At 55.6% G+C, this 16,856-nt stretch carries 11 protein-coding genes; all 11 read right to left on the reverse strand.

What is annotated here, in order from left to right:
* Window positions 1-8: 8 nt before the first annotated feature.
* On the reverse strand, window positions 9-1,526 hold the full coding sequence (locus J2858_RS20985) for an AlbA family DNA-binding domain-containing protein (protein WP_210106814.1): 1,518 nt from the start codon (window positions 1,524-1,526) through the stop codon (window positions 9-11).
* Between the two features lie 20 nt (window positions 1,527-1,546).
* Window positions 1,547-2,896, reverse strand: a complete 1,350-nt coding sequence (locus J2858_RS20990) for a hypothetical protein (RefSeq protein ID WP_210106815.1) — start codon at window positions 2,894-2,896, stop codon at window positions 1,547-1,549.
* A 2-nt stretch (window positions 2,897-2,898) separates the two neighbouring features.
* Window positions 2,899-6,399: a type ISP restriction/modification enzyme gene (locus tag J2858_RS20995; protein WP_210106816.1), complete on the reverse strand. Its 3,501-nt coding sequence runs from the start codon at window positions 6,397-6,399 to the stop codon at window positions 2,899-2,901.
* 16 nt (window positions 6,400-6,415) lie between these two features.
* The gene (locus J2858_RS21000) at window positions 6,416-9,541 is read right to left on the reverse strand and encodes a helicase-related protein (RefSeq protein ID WP_210106817.1); all 3,126 of its coding nucleotides are present in this window, start codon (window positions 9,539-9,541) and stop codon (window positions 6,416-6,418) included.
* 410 nt (window positions 9,542-9,951) lie between these two features.
* Entirely contained in the window at window positions 9,952-10,524 is a 573-nt protein-coding gene (locus J2858_RS21005) for a hypothetical protein (RefSeq protein WP_210106818.1), read from the reverse strand.
* Window positions 10,525-10,673: 149 nt separating this feature from the next.
* Window positions 10,674-11,474 carry a hypothetical protein gene (locus tag J2858_RS21010; protein WP_210106819.1) on the reverse strand — a complete coding sequence of 267 codons (801 nt, stop codon included), beginning with the start codon at window positions 11,472-11,474 and terminating at the stop codon, window positions 10,674-10,676.
* Window positions 11,475-11,720: 246 nt separating this feature from the next.
* The gene (locus J2858_RS21015) at window positions 11,721-12,047 is read right to left on the reverse strand and encodes a hypothetical protein (protein ID WP_210106820.1); all 327 of its coding nucleotides are present in this window, start codon (window positions 12,045-12,047) and stop codon (window positions 11,721-11,723) included.
* Between the two features lie 504 nt (window positions 12,048-12,551).
* A complete protein-coding gene (locus tag J2858_RS21020) occupies window positions 12,552-13,301 on the reverse strand; it encodes an ATP-dependent Zn protease (RefSeq protein ID WP_210106821.1) in 750 nt (249 codons plus the stop codon).
* Entirely contained in the window at window positions 13,298-15,289 is a 1,992-nt protein-coding gene (locus J2858_RS21025; protein WP_210106822.1) for an AAA family ATPase, read from the reverse strand. The genes J2858_RS21020 and J2858_RS21025 overlap by 4 nt, the downstream gene beginning before the upstream one ends.
* Window positions 15,289-15,612 carry a hypothetical protein gene (locus tag J2858_RS21030; RefSeq protein ID WP_210106823.1) on the reverse strand — a complete coding sequence of 108 codons (324 nt, stop codon included), beginning with the start codon at window positions 15,610-15,612 and terminating at the stop codon, window positions 15,289-15,291. Before J2858_RS21030 ends, J2858_RS21025 begins: the two co-directional genes overlap by 1 nt.
* 73 nt (window positions 15,613-15,685) lie before the next feature.
* A complete protein-coding gene (locus J2858_RS21035) occupies window positions 15,686-16,576 on the reverse strand; it encodes a hypothetical protein (protein WP_210106824.1) in 891 nt (296 codons plus the stop codon).
* Window positions 16,577-16,856 lie beyond the last annotated feature (280 nt).

The raw sequence follows: 16,856 nt of genomic DNA on the forward strand, positions 1-16,856 counted from the left end.
CGAATTCGTTATTCGTTTCGGTACAGGATTTCGTCGATTCGACATGCGGCCCTGAATACCGCACTTCGCAGGTTACGATGTTGGGAGGTCTCCCCAACGGAAAAATCGTAGCACTTCAGAAGAAGGCTTTCGAAGCGGCTGACATCCTTCTGTCCATCTGGAATTCCTTGTACAGCGAGCGCAATCTTATGCGCACTCGAGATATCTGCAGGATCATTTATTTCTCCCCGGGCGAATGCCGCAACTAGCTGTTTCGGCTTCCCTTGATTTATATTGTACGCACTTTTCTTGCCAGCGAGGCGAGAGATCACTGCGTCTCTATGACTGCGATAGCTTGCGTCCTCTTTCCTCATCAGCTCAATTCCCTCTTCAGCCGAGAGGCGTGCCTGACGTAGGTAGTACCAGATTGGCTGCCATTCTCGGCTTGAGTGCGCCGAGTGAAGGAAATACTGACGTGGCTCTTTGACTTCGACATTGTTCAGGAAGTTTCTGATTACTGCGTCAGAGGTCACATTATCTCGCACCACCGTGGCCTTTCCTGAGCCAGCCTCGACGTCCCCTATTAGCCTCAGCGTCGGTGATCCCGCTTTCTCCGCAAACTGCCCCTCTCGGATGAATTGAATTTTCGGCAACAACTCCTCGCCGATCGTAAAGCTGCCGACCCGGCCCTCCACTTTGCCCGTATCCAAATCAAGTGTCGCCGCGGCTCCCATGGCAACCCGTGACATGCGGTTGGAGAATTCGGCGATGGCACGTTGTTCGCGGTTGGCGATGATCTGGTGCAGTTCTCCAGGCTTGATCGTCCTGGTTTCGCCAACGTAGCGAAAGTAGATCGCGCCTTCTCTGAATTCGTTGTTGACGTTCTTGATCGCAACGATCGGTGGAAGATCGTGCTTCTCAATGTGGATCACCCCCACCTTTAGGCCGTCAAAGCCGAGACTGAACATAGAAAAGACTGGGACTGGGCTCATCGAACCCGCTAGGCACCGGTTGAGTTCAGCAGGGTCGGTGAGTGAAAACGCTTCGTCGCGCAGTCCCACAACGTTCAAACTGCCATCTGGTAGCTCTTTAACACCAAAGAAGACGAAGCCTCCCTTGTTGTTTGCGAGCCCCGCTATTGATCGAAGTGGGTCAGCGAACCGATTTTCGGGCTTGAGACAAAATCGCTCTTTGCACTCGGTTGCTTCCGATTCATGCGTTTTCAGGAACCAGCCTGATCGGCCGCGCAGTTCAAATAGTGCGCGCGCACGCTCCTCCGCAGTCTCCTGAGCGGGCGGCCCGAAAGACTTTACAACCGCCCCGATGGCTGCCGGCTTGAAGGTCGACAGAAAAAGATCAAGTTCCTCTTCAGAGGCCTCCGGAACTTCGGGACCGTAGCTCTTGTCCCGAATTTGCGTGATTCGGCCGGAGTTCACGGCACGCTCTTGCCGATTGAAGTAGAACTGGATGTCCTTATTTTTCATGTTTCGCGCTAGCATGGCCTTGATCAATCCAATTTCTGGATCGGTAATGCTGCGCTTCGGCATGTTGAGCCCCCCGGCTGCTACTAGGCTGTGCTAACAACCTGACCAGGTTGCTCTTGCGTGATTGAACTCTCCGTCGCGGCCTGAGCCTTTTCCGCAGCGACCCTACCGGCAGTCCAAACGTTCAGAACGAGCCAGTCGTCCGCGAGGAAAAACTCGCCCCCGAGCGATTCGGCTTTCTCGTCGACAAGCCTCTTCTTCATGGCATCTTCGCCCACGATCGCAATCTCAGCATTTGCGTAGGGTGGCGTGTCAGGTTGAGGACTGGGTTTGAATACTTCCCAGGCGAAGGTGCCTTTGGGATAGGCGCTCTGGATTTGGTCGCGCCTTGCAAGCGGGCTCTTCGAGAAGCCGACTTTTATAACGGCCTTCTCTTCCAGCTCCTTCGCCGGCCGGCCGAGGTAAACGGAAATATCTCCAGAGAGCTTGAGTATGTACAGATGCTTGGGACCATCCGTTTCGCCAACCCAATAAGGACTAGGTGCGGGCTTCACCGCGCGGCTCGGGTTCAGGGCCGATTCCAATGTTTGGATCGTAGGATCGACCTGTCCCGCTTGGCCGTAGACGGGAACTTCGTAGACGTCGAGACTGCGAAGAGCGGCCGTTTCCTCCTGGCTAAGGGGGACGCCGTTTGCGCCGATCAACTCGGCATTATTGTTCCCATACGCATCAGGGAAAAGCTCCTCTACGGGCTTCCAATCCTCCGGCACAATACGCCAGGCGCGGGTCGCCCTTATTGCGTATAGCCACTTTCCCTTGCGCTCCGGGCTGCTTTCTTTCGCCGCCCAGTGCTCGCCAGAGATGAAGTTCTTTGCGTGTCCAATCTCGTGCGAGACTTCGAGTACGCCGACCACCTTGCCCCGCATATTCGACGGGCCTTTGTTCTTGGTGACATAGATCGCGACCAGTCCACCAGGCTGCGAGCTTCGCAGATATGCATTGCGCCGCCACTCGTCCGCGAAGCCAATACACCCCCATCCCGCAGGATCGAAACCCCAGAACGAGGTCAGCCAAGCGCCACGATCCTCGGGGAGATGATCCCGAGTGGGGCCAAGCTCGGGAACAGTCATCCAATCAAAGGCGAAAACTTCCTGCTGGGCTGCCTCGATGTTGATGCCGCCAAGAGCGCTGCGGATATAAGCCATTGCGTCTTCCGCCGGGTGGCGGTGTCCCTTCTTAACGACAATGGTCGTCAGCGGCGGAAGTCCCCGATCCTTGAGATGGTGGAGGATGACTTCGAGATGCGGCCCGAGACCACGTCCGGTCGGATGTGCCCATCCGACCGCCTCGCCGACCTGCTGATAAGTGACCCGCTGCTGCCGTTTCGCCTTCGCCGCGATCACCCTGGCAATCTCGAACTGGAACGCATCCATGTTCAATTTGCTCCTGCTCCCGTCACGAAGGCATCTGGCCAACCGCCGTGTTTATCGATCTCGACGTCGATTTCGGCCATCAGTCGGCGTGTTTCTGTAAGGGCTACGACGATGCGGCGATAATGAAGGATGTCTTCATCAGTCAGCACACGACCAGGGCTGGGGTTTTTGCCGCCCTTGCCGGCGCGATCCTTCAGCCATTTCTCGCAAACCTGGTAGCCGCCGATCTTGAACTCCCACGTGGCTTTGGGCACATCTTCGAACCAACGACTGGCGTTGATCATCACCTTGCCGTTTTTGTATTCAGGATAACCCTTTGCAACTAGCGCCTCGCCGGTGCCCCGTAATTCGATCTCGGGGGATTTCAACACAGACACATCCTCTTGGCGCAGAAGGTGAAAGCTGACAAGTTGGCGGCCTAGTGCCGCCAGCGCCGCAAAGGTAGTACGGCTCGCGGGAATAGGTATGCGCGGGAAATCTGACTTCAGGAACTCTGTGTAGCGGCTGCGGTAGCCAAGGCTATGCAGCACAGCATAGATGTAGTCGAACAGATCACGGGGCCCGAAGGTCCTTTCGAGATCACCGCGACCATCCCATGACGCCCCTAATGCTTTAGGTTGCTCTGCATTGCCGTTGCCGGACTTAGCATAGTTTACTTGTGAAACAGTCGATGAGATGCCATCTGTATATATCAAATCAATTGTCTTGCTGATTTGTTCTGATGTCGCCCGGGCAACGTTTGGTCTACGAAAATTTTCGTTAGCATTTGGTGACAACCAAAGTGGAATAACATATGTATTTGTTGATGTTTTTGAAGAAAGGAATATCTTATCGGTTCTTTTTGAGCTAACAAATGCATGCGCAAAATGTAGATCATTTGAGATGCGCGAAACGAGCAGGGCACAGTTATCGACGTCAAAGTTACGTTGCACTGTATCCTTCAAAATAGTTACGACGCTGGGATCAATTACTGTAATTCGCGTGTCGAATGGTCTATATGAGACCGAAGTTATTTGCTTCCTCCATCCGGTTCCGGACGCATGCCTCAAGGCCCTTGCATAGTCCCACTGATTGGTTGAGCACATCTTATATCTTGACGAGATATCGGCTCTCGAGGTCGACGTTGCTAGCTGTTGCATCCGATCATTCAGCTCTTGTTCGCCAAACGCTATAGCGAAATCGTCCTGCTGGGATGCAAACCCTGTAGACCAATAAACCTCCTTGTCTGAACTTCGATTCCCGGTCCCAAAAAAACTGGGAAGATCAAGGTAGCTCATGTATTCTTCTTCGAGCTCGCCCAGCTCCCAAAAAAAATAGTTGGGAGGGGTCGGAGTTATACTTTTGGCTGGAATGGAGCCCACGCCTTGTGTGAGAAGCCATTGCATTTTTTGCTCAAGTGAACCCTCTTTGCTTAGGTATTGAGCGCTTCTTTTTCCTTTTGCAGATATGGTTGAAAATATTCCAATGCCGACGCCTGTCATTATTTCAAAAACCGGGTCGTCCGGACCGGCAACATCGTCTCGCCGAGCACTACCATTCAAATTGATTGCAATCAGTTTCTCAAATGTGTCGATTAAAGACTTCCTCATGTCTCGCGGTTGTGAGCCAAGCATGTAGCCATGACCAGTAATCATACCGAAGACACCACATCCGGATTTCTGGATTGAGTAATGACCCATTCTAATGAACTTTATATAGTCGTTTGATAGAGACTGAATTTGGCTTTCTTCATTGCGAACATTTTCTTTATAAATATCGCACAGTGAGGTTATCCATTTTCCCGTATTAAATGATTTTACTGAATAAGGCGGATTACCGACTACTACGGTTGTTGATGTATCGGTTTTCGCATTGTTCGACGCCTGTGCCTCATGGGCTAGCGCCTCGGACATAAAGATAAACTCCATATCCAGGTCACGCGCCGGTTCAAGTGCGTTAGTCAGGAAGATGCGGGCACGCTCTTGTGAGCGAAATGTGTAACCTGTCTCCGACAGTTTCAACCCAACCTTCATATGCGCGATGGTGTAGGGTGCCATCATCAGTTCAAAGGCTGTCAGCCGTGGTAGAAGATGTGCGGGAACATAGGCGTTCCAGGCGGCCTTGATCTCAGCTGCCGACTTGCCCTGTTCTTTCCAATGTTCCTCCATTCGCCTGTAAATCAAGTCGATAACTTCAACCAGAAACGTGCCCGTGCCAGTAGCGGGGTCAAGGATTTGGACAAAAGGTGCGTCGGGCTTCACATGGCCGGGGATAGTGATGCGGTCATTTCGTGCAGCGACCTCTGCCCAGGTGCTCGTGTCGGCTAGTCCCAGCGGCAGACCAAATTCTGTCCGAAGGATTTCGTCGACGCCCCGAACAATGAAATTCACCACAGGGCGCGGGGTGTAAAAGACACCACGCTGCATCCGTTTCTGCGGGTCATATTCCTTCAGGAACAGCTCGTAGAAATGAATGACGGGGTCTTCCTTGGGGTTACGGTCGCCGAAATCCCGGAGCACCGCCTCCATGTTGGCTGCATTCAACATGTCCACCACATCCCGGACACCAAGTTCGTCAAAGTCCAGGCTTTGTCGCTTGTCGTGGCCGCCAATCGCCAGAAAGTTTGCGAAGAGTTCTTTCAGGAAAGGGTTCGTCTTCGGCACCATGTCGGCGAGATTATCGGCGACGATCCCCGCTGGACGTGAAATGCGTGCCGCGAGCATGCCGTAGGCGATGGTCTGGGCGAACATGTCGGCAAAGCCGTCCTCATCCAGATCATGGATGAGATTTTTTCGGAAGGCTACGAGCATGGTGCGCATTGGGCCGCGGTCTGTTTCCGCACCGAGAAGCTCGTTTGCGCGTGCTCTAATCTCGGTTGCCAAGCCCGCCAATCTTAGGGCGAGGTCCCTGGACGTTCGGATCGCCTCGTTGAGGCGAAGCTCGAACGCAGAAGACCATTCCTCACGCCACTTACTGATGTCTTTTGGATCATCTGGCCACCGCAGCTTTTCGGCAAGGGTCCGGCCGACATAATCATTGTGAAGCTGGGTGTCCCTTGCGTTCCACCCAAGCACCTTCATGACCGGAAGGTCACGTGACTGCGCGCCATCGGAGAAATGAACGAAGGCGAGTTCGCGGGAACCGGAGTTCCCGAAGTTCGCCGCGAAGATGAGATCGTTCTTCTCCCAGGCCTGTCGATCTGACGCTTGTGCTCCCGCGCGCTTCTTCAAAATCAGGTTTTTCAGAATGCGGCGCAAAACCGTAACTGAAAGGGCTTTGTCCTCAAACGATATGAAGAAGATACCCCAAGGCTGGCTGGTTGCCAGTGGCCGCAACTGATGAATTTCCCGTATCTTTGCGATTTCATTGGGCTTCAGCCCAAGCTCACTGGCCTCATATTCGTAGACGACGTCTTCGAAGCCATAATCCTCCTCGATCGGCCATTCGAGGTGGTTCCGGAGCAGATCAACCAGCTTCGGAAAGCTGTTTATTTTCGCAAGTTCAGCCGCAGATATCCCAGCCATCGTTTCCCCCTCAAAATCAACTCAATTCCATCCAAGCCTTCAGAACAGGTCCTACGCCGACAGGCGCTTGAACCTTCCGCAAGAAAGTTTTCGTGATGTGCTTTTCGACTGCTGTTCGAATATCCGAAAGTTGCAGACGTTCGATCTCGAGGTGGCGTGGTGTCGACGGATCGGAACGGATGGCGTCCGCCATCAATGGTGCCTCTTCTAGGACCTTCCCGCTGGCGACATCATAAAGATACCACTGTACGTCGCCCGCCTCAGCGCTCCAGATATCTTCACCCGTTTGCTCACTTGCGGCTTTGTCATGCGCCGGGCGTGCGTAGCAGAAAAAGACGGCGCGAGTGCCGGGCTTGAGGTTCTGCTTTCCACTGAATACCGCATTTGGAAAGGCGTTCAGCATCTCGTCTAGACCCGGGTGCTCCTTGAGCAAATCTTGCCACTCAAGATGAAGGTTTTCGTCCGGGCTTTGCTGACCCTCGTACTGTTCATTGAAGTTTCGCAGGTCCTCGTAATCATCGTCTTCGCGGAGCAGTTTCCTGCCTTCGATGCCAAGCGTTTTCGAAATGCGCAGGGTCTTGTGCGCGACCTTGCCATAAAGGCGCAGCAGCTCGTCTAGGTCTTCGGGCGGCAAGAAATTCCAATAGGCGACAGTGCCACGAATCTCCTTCTGCTCCGGATGGTCCTTCAATATCCGCGCCTCGATTTCGGGATTCATTCGGCGATCGACACGGCCGATGCGCTGCATCAACCTGACAGGATTCCAATGCAGGTCATAGTTGATTAGCCGGGTCGCGTCCTGAAGGTTCAGACCTTCTGAGAGCACATCCGTGGAGATCAGCACCCTGATCTCGCGGTCGCCCTGCTCCTTGCTACTGCTGTCATTGTAGTAGGGGGCAAAACGTTGGATGATCTTTGTTCTGTCGCCCTTGGTGCCGCTGTCAATCTGCTCAACACCATCAATTCCGCTCTCCCTGAGTTGGGTTGCTAGGTAACGCGCGGTGTCGCCGAACTCGCTGAAAATTAGCACCTTGTGCTTTGACAGCACGGGGTCCTTGGTCAGCAATTGAACCAGCTTTTTCAGCTTCAAATCCTGGCTTGGTTTAAATTTCTCCAGCTCGTTCAGGAAGTCGGCAATCTGCTCCAGGTCAGCGATGCTGTCGGCGATGATCTCCTCGACCTTGAATTCCCGCCGATCGAGTTTGTCCTTCTCGATATCCTCGATGAGTTCAGCCGGCACCAGGTCTTCATCGACTTCGGTATCAAACAGGTCTCGATCAGGCTTGTAACCGAGCAGCTTCGAATGCTTACGCTTCCAACGCTCCAGTTGCGCCTTCTCGTGGTCTGTCTCGCAGTGAACCTCAAGCCAAGCAAGAAGCTTCTGGAGGAGCCGCCAGCAGGACTGTTTGAATGCCTCAGCGGAACTTTCAAATCGCTTCAGGAAGCTGGTCCGGATGAGGGCAACTACCTGCTTCAGGCGTCCACGTTCTAACGCCGTTGCAACGTCTTCAGTGTCACCTTTGTAATAGGCATACGGGTTATAGATTCCGAGGACGAAAAGTGGTTCGCGTTTGTTGAAAGCGGCAGCAACCATTTCCAGCAGCTTTCCATAGGTTTGCCGCACGGAGTATTCGGCCACTGTGGGCTTGCGTGGTTCCGGGAACATGACGTCACCGTCACCCTCACGCTTCATGCTTTCCTTCACGTAGCTCCGGCTACGCTGGACGACCAATGCATCCATAAGAGGGTCGGAGTAGAGGCGTTTGGCAACATCCGCACTGTTCAGCTCCAGCGGCTCATCACCGCTGCCGCCATAGATTTCGCCCTCGATCTGTTTCTCAAGTTGCCGGATGTAGCCGGGCAACGAGTGGATGCCGAGCGTTCCACCGGCGAAATAATCGGCCCGGTGGCGAGAGAATAGTTCAACCATGTGCTGGAAGTCGGTCAAACGGTTGTTGATCGGCGTCGCAGTCAACAGGAATACCTGCTTACCTTCGGCTATGTCGTAAAGACGCCAATAGCGGGATTTCCGCTCCTCGGCATCCACTCCTCGAATCCCCGTGTTCCGGAAGTGGTGCGCTTCATCAACGATGATGACGTCCGCTTGCTTTGCGATCTGATCGAGCTCCTCGCGCATGGCATTTCGCATCAGGTCGGTGTGGCTATAGATTCGAAGATTGGCGAAACCCTTGAACAGGTGAGGCAGCCGCTTCTTCAGTTCTCGCTCCCAAACAGCTTCCTTGGCGGCTTTTGGAACGAAAAGAGCGACATTCTTCCCCTCGTGGACCACGAAGCGCTCGATCAGCATCAAGCCGACGAACGTCTTGCCCAAGCCTACGCCATCGCAAAGAAATGCACCCCCAAACTTCTCCGCTCTCTTCAGCAGGCCGCCGTAACCGTCCCGTTGGTACTTGGCCAAGATCGGAAAAATTCGCGAATTCCGCTTCTCCCACTCGCCCGCCGTCTCCTCGTGACCGAGAAAGTATTGCTGAAGAGACCGAGCGTAAACTTCAAAGGGCTTATATTCGCGCGTGTGCTTCTCAACCACTTGAAGTAGCTCTGGCGTCACATCCTCCGCTTCCTCCCAGTGTTCTTCGAACCATTCCTGGAGTACCGCGACTGGAGAACCCGTCACCTGAACATTGAGCTCAATGTTTTGAGTTAAGCCTGGATGCGTAAAGTTCGAAGAACCCACCAGAGCCGACGAGCCGATCACCTCCAAGCGGGCATGTGTGATGTAAGCTTTCGCGTGGAACTTATCTTTGCGGTAAACTCGACACTCGATCTGCTTAGACCGTATGGCATCTGAAATGGCATCCACACCCTTCAGGAAGTGATTCTTCGACTTCTCTCGGTCAAGGCTTTCATCAAGCCTTCTGCCGATCTCAGCGAGGCCTTTCTCAAACGCCTTCTTTGTACGGCGAGACACTTCATCGCCCATAAGAATGCGTATCTTATCAACCTTCATCCACTCCTCTTCCAGCGCGAGAAGAGAGCCGATCTCGAAGTATCCCGTGGCGATATCGAACCTTTTGGACAGTGAACACCAATCCTTGAGGTAACGGACGACCTTCCAGTCGTCCTCGCTGTTGTCCACTATGAAGAGTTCACTTCCAACTTTGTGGCTGGACCGTTTAGGCATGAAAAGCCCCTTGAAGGTTACTCATCTTTCAGCGCGATCCGTGGCTATCACGAAACTGCAAACTCTAAAAATCTACGGACGATCAAGAGCATGACACACGTGCCCGCCCAAACCCTGCCGCTTGATTAAGTCACATTTAATACCCGTGCATCGTGCGCGAGTCACTTTGGATACAAACATCAAATCGTCGATCAAGGCTTTTAGAGCGCTGGCTTATACAACTCCAGAGTTTACCAGCATTGCCCCCGCATTTTTCGCGCACGCCCACAGCATTGGTGGTAGTGAAGCGTAGGAAACGGAGGGCGTATCCATCGTCAGGGACACCGTAGAAGTCCCGAGACTAATGAGGGGCAGGCTAAGGTGTAGCGAAGCGGAAATGATTTCCGCATCGCCACGGTTATTGCTCTGGATTACACGGTGGCGAGCATCGTTCTGCCCGCAATTCGATTGAAACGAGCCTGCTGCCGTTCGAGTGCGGCAATATGATCGCCAGAGTATCCAAGCTTCGTGACGAGCCGATCCACGAGTTCCGTCGGCTCCGGGTAGACCATCGCTGTGGCCCGGTTCCAGAGAATGTTCTCTGATGCCGCGATGGCAATCGTTGCAGCCTCGAGCGCCATGATCTCCAACTCGCTTGCCGCAAGGGGCACGTAGACCGCGCGGCAGTGCTCCGCAATGAACGCAGAGCGAAGGTCCTTCGCGATCTTCGCATCGGGATCGCGCTGCTGTGTCAAGCGATCGCGATACATCCTGCCGGTGTTGTAAATTTTGGAGAAGTAGTGGCTGTGCGTTTCCGACCCGGTTCGATGGCGCTGGTGGATACGCTTGCGAAAATTTTCAGCCTCCCCCGTCGTGCAGCCGATGTAACGAAGATGCTGATTGTGATCGATCAGGCCATAGATACCGCGCTGGTCACGTGGCAGAGAGACTGTCTTCACCGGAGTCTGGGCGAGGAGGGCGGCGAGTACGTCTGTGCTTTTCATATCATTTTCCTTTAAATTGAACAGCAGCCAGCATTCCCGCTCCAGGAATTGGAGGGGCTCGAATAGTTGATCGAAGCTGGTTGATTGGGTGATGTCGCTACGCAGTCGGCAGCAAAGCCGCAAATCGCAGGAGATGCGATGTGGTCTGGTTAGTCTTTGATGTTGTTCAGGTCTCGTCGGCTGAGTACAGTCCACCCTGACGCCTTAACAATACCCCAGTTGCCTTGGGAGTTCGGTCGACGCCAGCGAGGTACCTCCATTTCGCTCAGCGCCCGAAGTGCGGCGTCATAATTCTCGATGGTAAACTCCTGTCCCTTCTCGCCGATCATGTAGCCGCTTCTGCGTCTCAGGCCCGGATGGAAGACGGTCCCGTCCGACGCTTGGGGTACTCGTACTGCAGTCATTTCATTATCCTCTTCTAAAAGTGGGTCTTCACTCCATATGGACGGCCAAAATGCCGCCCGGCCTTGCAACCAGCGTTCAGCTTCTGGTGCAGGGATTTTCCCGTCTACGGACCTGATCTCGGCGCTGGTCCCGGACATAAGATTGCGAATGCGTCCCTCCGAAATCCCACCGAGAATGGCGAGGGCAAGGGGCTCGATCAGGCCGCTCTTTCGCTCGATGCTGCGCCGCCCGTCGGCAACGGTGATTATCTTGGAAACCACCCGGTCGTCGCATCGGGAGGGGGCCTTTTCCTTCAGGGTCTTGGCCAAGCGTAAGTGACCATCGAGATGACCTTCGATATCCTGGATTTCAGCCCGGTCCACCACATCGCCGTAAAGGCCGTAGTATGCGAGGCCTTTAAACAACGCGGCGGCGGAGAGGTCGTTGACAGCGATTGGTTCCGCAACTGGCAGCCCTGTTGCCAGCGCCAGAAATTCGGCTTGAGCTCTCAGGCATGCGTCCAGCCACGGTGTCGAATCCCACTCCCAGCGATCTTCGCTTGCCATGAGTTTATTCCAGTCCGTGCGACGCTCCGCAAATGATCGACCGTCTGCCATGATTCTCCCTCAGTTCGTGAAGGATAAGTATCACGCATAGCCTTTCCGTCAACCTCAAAACGTGATCGCGTGATAATTTGTTTTGAGGCCATGGATTTTCGATTCTTCTGCAAACGCCGTTATGAGGAGTAACGGGGGGAAGACGAGGATAAAAACATAACGGCGTTTGCATTTGATAGAGAGCAGAGCGTCTGATCAGGAAGGCATAAGGTGCCGTTTGGGCCGGAATGGATACAGGCCGTCGCTGTACCGGTCAGCGATCTCGTGGAACACTTCTTCGCATTCTCGGACGGCAAATCCCTGGCGCTCAAGATCATTGGTCAGAGAGTCCCGAACTTTGCCCAGCGCGCGGTCTGTGTCCTTATGCGCCTGCGCGGCAGTAATGATCTGCCACAGCAGAACTCGAGCCAGGTCGTCGCGGGATGGACGACAGCGCGCCTTGGCATCCTCACGCACCTGCTGTTGGCGTTCCGCCTGCGCGGCGTTGCGTTCTTTCTTACTCTTTCTAGGCTTCTTCGACATCGTGTGCTCCTTGGTTGTCGGAGCCTCAGCGTGACCGATAGCCAAGCAAGCAACAAAACAACCGAGCCAACCGCCGGCGCGGCACCTCCTTCATGCAATCTCAGCATGACGCCCAGCGGTCCATGCCCTTCCGCCCAAACACCGTTTGCAGATGAATCGCAGAACCGGAATCCAGCAACGCTTTCCCGGAATTCAGAATCGGGTGAGGGTAAATTGAGATGACGTGTCCGGAACTAGACGCAAAGCATGGCGATGTAATCTCAATCGACATGCCTTGCGCACAAGACGTTTCAAATCGCCAAGTATTTAAGCGGTGCAGTAACTCCGGGCGTGGCGAAGGCGGATACTTAGCCGAGTAACGCTGCTGCGCGATTTCGCAACGCGGACCGGGAAGCCCGAATCCAAATCCCTGAACTCAGAATCGAGCGTTCAGATTTCTGAATCGAAAATCTTGAGATAGGAATCGCGCCGGCGCCACTAGGAATCGCCTTTTCTCAGCCGAGGTCATGGCTCACCCTTTTCGCTATCACCGACGGAACCGCGAACAATGCGCCTCACCTCGTCGCCCGACAGGATGCCGACGCTTTCCAGGCCTGAGGCAATCTCATTGAGTGCCGACCTGTTGGCCTGGATCAGGTCATGCGCCATCGCCTCTGCGCACACTAATCTCCGATTAACGCGATCGGCGAGGTCACGGTCCATGGTCAGTTCGTGCATGCCCATCGCGATCGATCGATAACGAAGCGGCTGCTCTTTCGAGAAACCGAGACTGGTCTCAGCCGCCAGGGCCATTGCGGTGGCGCGGGCGAGATCGCTTTCATCTGCGCCACCGGCTCCGGCAATCGGTTCGTGGAAGACGAGGATTTCGGCGGCACGGCCTGAGAGGAGAGAGGCAATGTTGCTCATGAGCCACGCTTCAGTCTCCGGCAGATGCGCGTTCGGGACCGTCTTGACCAGTCCGACGCCGTGCAACGCGATACTGGCGGATTGTACCTCCGCAATGCCGGTCAGGGTATAGACCAGCGCATGCCCCGCCTCATGGATGGCTGCACGTTTGCGAAGGTCAGCGGACATGGGTGCCTGTCCGGCCCGCAGACCTGCCTCGAGGTCGCGCCAGGTGATGCTGCGCCCGGAGCGGCGGGCGGCTCGGCGAATGTCGCGGATCAAGTGCTCGATATCCGCACCCGTCTTACCCAGGGCCAAGAGGGCGAGTGGACGAAGCAGATTTCCGGGATTAGTGACGTGGTCTGTCATGGTGCTGCTCCCTTTCCCTTTGAGGCTTTGCGGGTCTCGGAATTCTCCCGAAGCTTTTGACGATCGGCGTTTCTCGCGGCAGCTGGCCGCAGCCTCACGCGGTTCGCAGGAGCCGACGCCAAGACGCCTGGAAGATCGTTGCCCAGATGATGCGTAAGGATGCCGGTCAGCGTTTCGACGTCGGGTAGCGGAATACGGACATGTGTCTCCAGCCTTCCAGACCGAAGCAGGGCAGGATCGATCTTCTCGGGCAGGTTCGTCGCACCGACGATCACGACGCCCTCGGTTTTCGTGGCACCATCGAGCAGCTCAAGGAGACGATTGATCAACGACACCCAATAGTCATCGTGTTGCCGCGTGCCCGCACTCGAGCGGGAGCCAATGTTGTCGATCTCGTCAATGAAGAGGATTGCAGGCGCGTGCTTAGATGCCTGGGTAAATGCCGCTGACATCCTCTGGAGAACATCACCGAGAAATCCAGGTTCCAGCCAATTGGCGACCGACGTCACCAGAAGCGGTACCTGAAGCGTATTGCAGAGCGCCCGCGCAAACGTCGTCTTGCCAGTACCGGGCGGCCCTGACAGCAGAAGTTTCGTGCTCATCTCCGGCCAGGTCAGAGCGCCTTCACGCCAAAGTTCCAGGTCAGCTTTCAGGTCGCGTGTCCACGCTTGGGCGGCCCCATAGCCGCACAGCGTTTCGACTGTGATGGGAGCGCCCTTCGCAGTTGTCAGCGGTGGGCTATCGGTGTCGACCAAGACGGCTTCGGGAATGGGTGGCTCTGGAAGGATGACTTCAACACCCGTCGATCCACCGGCTTTCTCCTTCTCGGCAGACTTGACACGTGATTTCCCACCCCCGGAACGTCCACGGCCCTCGCCAGCGTCCTCGGTATCCTTGCCGTCTCTATCCGAGCCTGAGCATAGATCAACCAGCATCGCTAGAACCGTAAGCACTTCTTCGACGGAGCGACCTGGTCGCACGGCGAGGAGCAGATCGTCGATCGATAGCGATTGCGGATCGAAGGCTTTCATATTCATGAAGTTGAGTGCGACGTCACTTGGTATACCGATACAGAGACTTAAGAGATCGGCGATCATCGACCTATCAAATCCGTCGCATTCGACAACGAGGTCGGCCGTCTCGACGATCACCGGTGTCAACGCCGTCGGTGTTTCATCGGCCACCAGAATTGGCTGAGCTGCATCGGTCATCGCCGTGCGGAGTAGACGACGGATCGTTCTGTCGTCGCGTTTAATCAGTGAGGAACCAGCCAGCGTTTGCAGCCTCATCTGCTGTCTCGACGACCGGTTATCCCTAAACCTGCCGGACAGCGATCCGTCTCGCGCCACATCTTCCAAGGTCACCGAGAACGGCAGAAGCAATCCGTCCTCGAGCATCATGCCGACACTCGCCTCGAACCTTGCAACCGGTGCTTTGATTAGCACGAACGGTGTACGGGAACGAACGACACCCGTGAACGCAGACAGACGTCTCAGACTTGTGCCGACCGCACGTGCGATCAGAAGCGCGACTGCGACGTGCATGGGAGAAGATGGCGGCAGATGCTCTTTCAGCAGCTCGGCAACATAGTTGAAGCTGATCGCTGAGCCGACGGGCAGTCGACGTGTGCGGCGTCCGGACTTTGGTTTCGGCTGCTGACTTGGAGGTGCCGGAGTAGACCAGTCGTAGAGTGATGCTTCGCCCTCTGAGGTCCTCGTCGACCCAATGTGATCTGGGCTGTCACCACCACGATTGCCACGACTGCTGCCGATCATCCGAGCGATGATTTTCCGATCGTAGTCATGGGCGCCGGTCAGATATTGCCGTGCCTTGATCGAGACAATCCAGGGCCTGGCAAGCGGGCCGGTATCGCCGACGCCGCGTTCCAACAGTCCGGCAGTCGCAGCCGTTTCGTAAAGGTCGAGGACAGCACGACGGCGCAGCCGTGCGAGGAGGTAGCGGCGAACGCGTTGCTCGAGCGTTTCCATTACGCGCCCTCCCGAGAGGACAAGTCCGTTAAGCCCGGGTTGCCATCGAGCCAGGCACGCACAACAACGCATGTCGGGTCACCCAGCTCGCACTGCTCGAGCAACCACACCCGCAGTTGCGGCGGCAGGCTTTCGATCCGCCGACCCTTGCGTCGGGCAAAGCCGATCGTCGAGCGAACAATGGATGCGATGTAGTCCGCGCGTTCGTCGGCATCGAGTTTGTCGCCTGCGAGCACAGGATGCTTATCCAGTACCGGTGGCAGAAGAACCGACGGCGCGGTGCGCGTGGGGAAAGCAAGGATATTGGAGGCTCGTGAAGTCATGGCAGACGTCTCCTGTTTCCCCTGCAGCACTGCAGGGGTAAAAGATCAGAGAAGAGAGGAAGGCTTGGACCGATCAGGCCATCGCTATGCGTGGTGGCCTGGCGAATCCAATCGATACCGGCGTACGCGACGCGCTGGGCTCGTCTTCGCTTGGACGTGGTCGGACGCCGTTACGCTCGGTCGGGTCGCTGCGCGAAATCATTGGGCTGTTAGCCGTGTCGAGGCGGTGATCGTTCAACGCCGACATCCAGTTTGCCTCGACACGCCGTTGGAATAGCTCGCGGAGATGCGCCATCACTTCGCCGGCGCCCGCAATTTCCAAAAGGTGGTCAAGATGCGTGAGGGGCCACACGCCGCCATCGATATCGGTTCGCTGGTTCTCGGCATTCAAGATGACAACGCGGACCTCCTCGACATGCAGTCGCCGATGCTCCTTGTACAGCAGGTCCGGAACGACCAGCGCGGCCGCAAGCATGCGGTTCTTCAACTCCGTGATCCGCGAGACTTCATAAGAATTGAGGCTGCGCTTCACATCAACCAGATGTCCGATTCTCGTGGACCGGTTGATGATCAGGAGATCGGGCGTATAGCTTTTACGACCACCACTATCCGCATCGAGGCTCAGCGCTTTGACCAGAGCGGCGTCATTCATCGCGACCAGTTCAGCGGCAGCCTTGGTAACCGGCAGGCGTAGGTTATCGGTCAGGACGACAAGATCGGGATTGCGTTTCGCGAGGAAGCCAATGCCTCGCTCGAGCAATCGGCCCTCGGCGGCCGGCACAGCGCGCATTACGGATGCGATGTCATCCATACCGGCGGTTAGCGCACGGCGGAACATGGCACCGGAGAGAGCCGTATCGACGATCTCGCTTACCAGCTTGTCGAGCGACGGACGCATGTCCTCGAGGTCGATGGTCAGGTCATAGGATGCCGCTGCCGCGGCGGGAGTGTTCTTGGCGGTCATGAAGAATTCTCCTGTGATCGAGGCAGGATCGGCAGTCACCTCGACCGCGCGGACGCGGGTCGACAGATGCGGAAATGATTTCCGCATTGACGCTGGTGAGAGTGATCCTGAAGGGAGGCGGTTAGCGCGCAGCCAAACGGCAGCTGCGCGACAAGCGCCAGCGAGTTTCAACAGGGGAATGCGAGGGGGATGCTTCCGGTGGGCAAGCGAAGCGGTTAAGGGTCGACATAGCCGGTGGCCTTTCGAGAGAAGGTTGCTGGTCAGGCTTTCGTCGGTGTTG

Source organism: Neorhizobium galegae (assembly GCF_017877135.1).
Taxonomy (GTDB): domain Bacteria; phylum Pseudomonadota; class Alphaproteobacteria; order Rhizobiales; family Rhizobiaceae; genus Neorhizobium; species Neorhizobium galegae_A.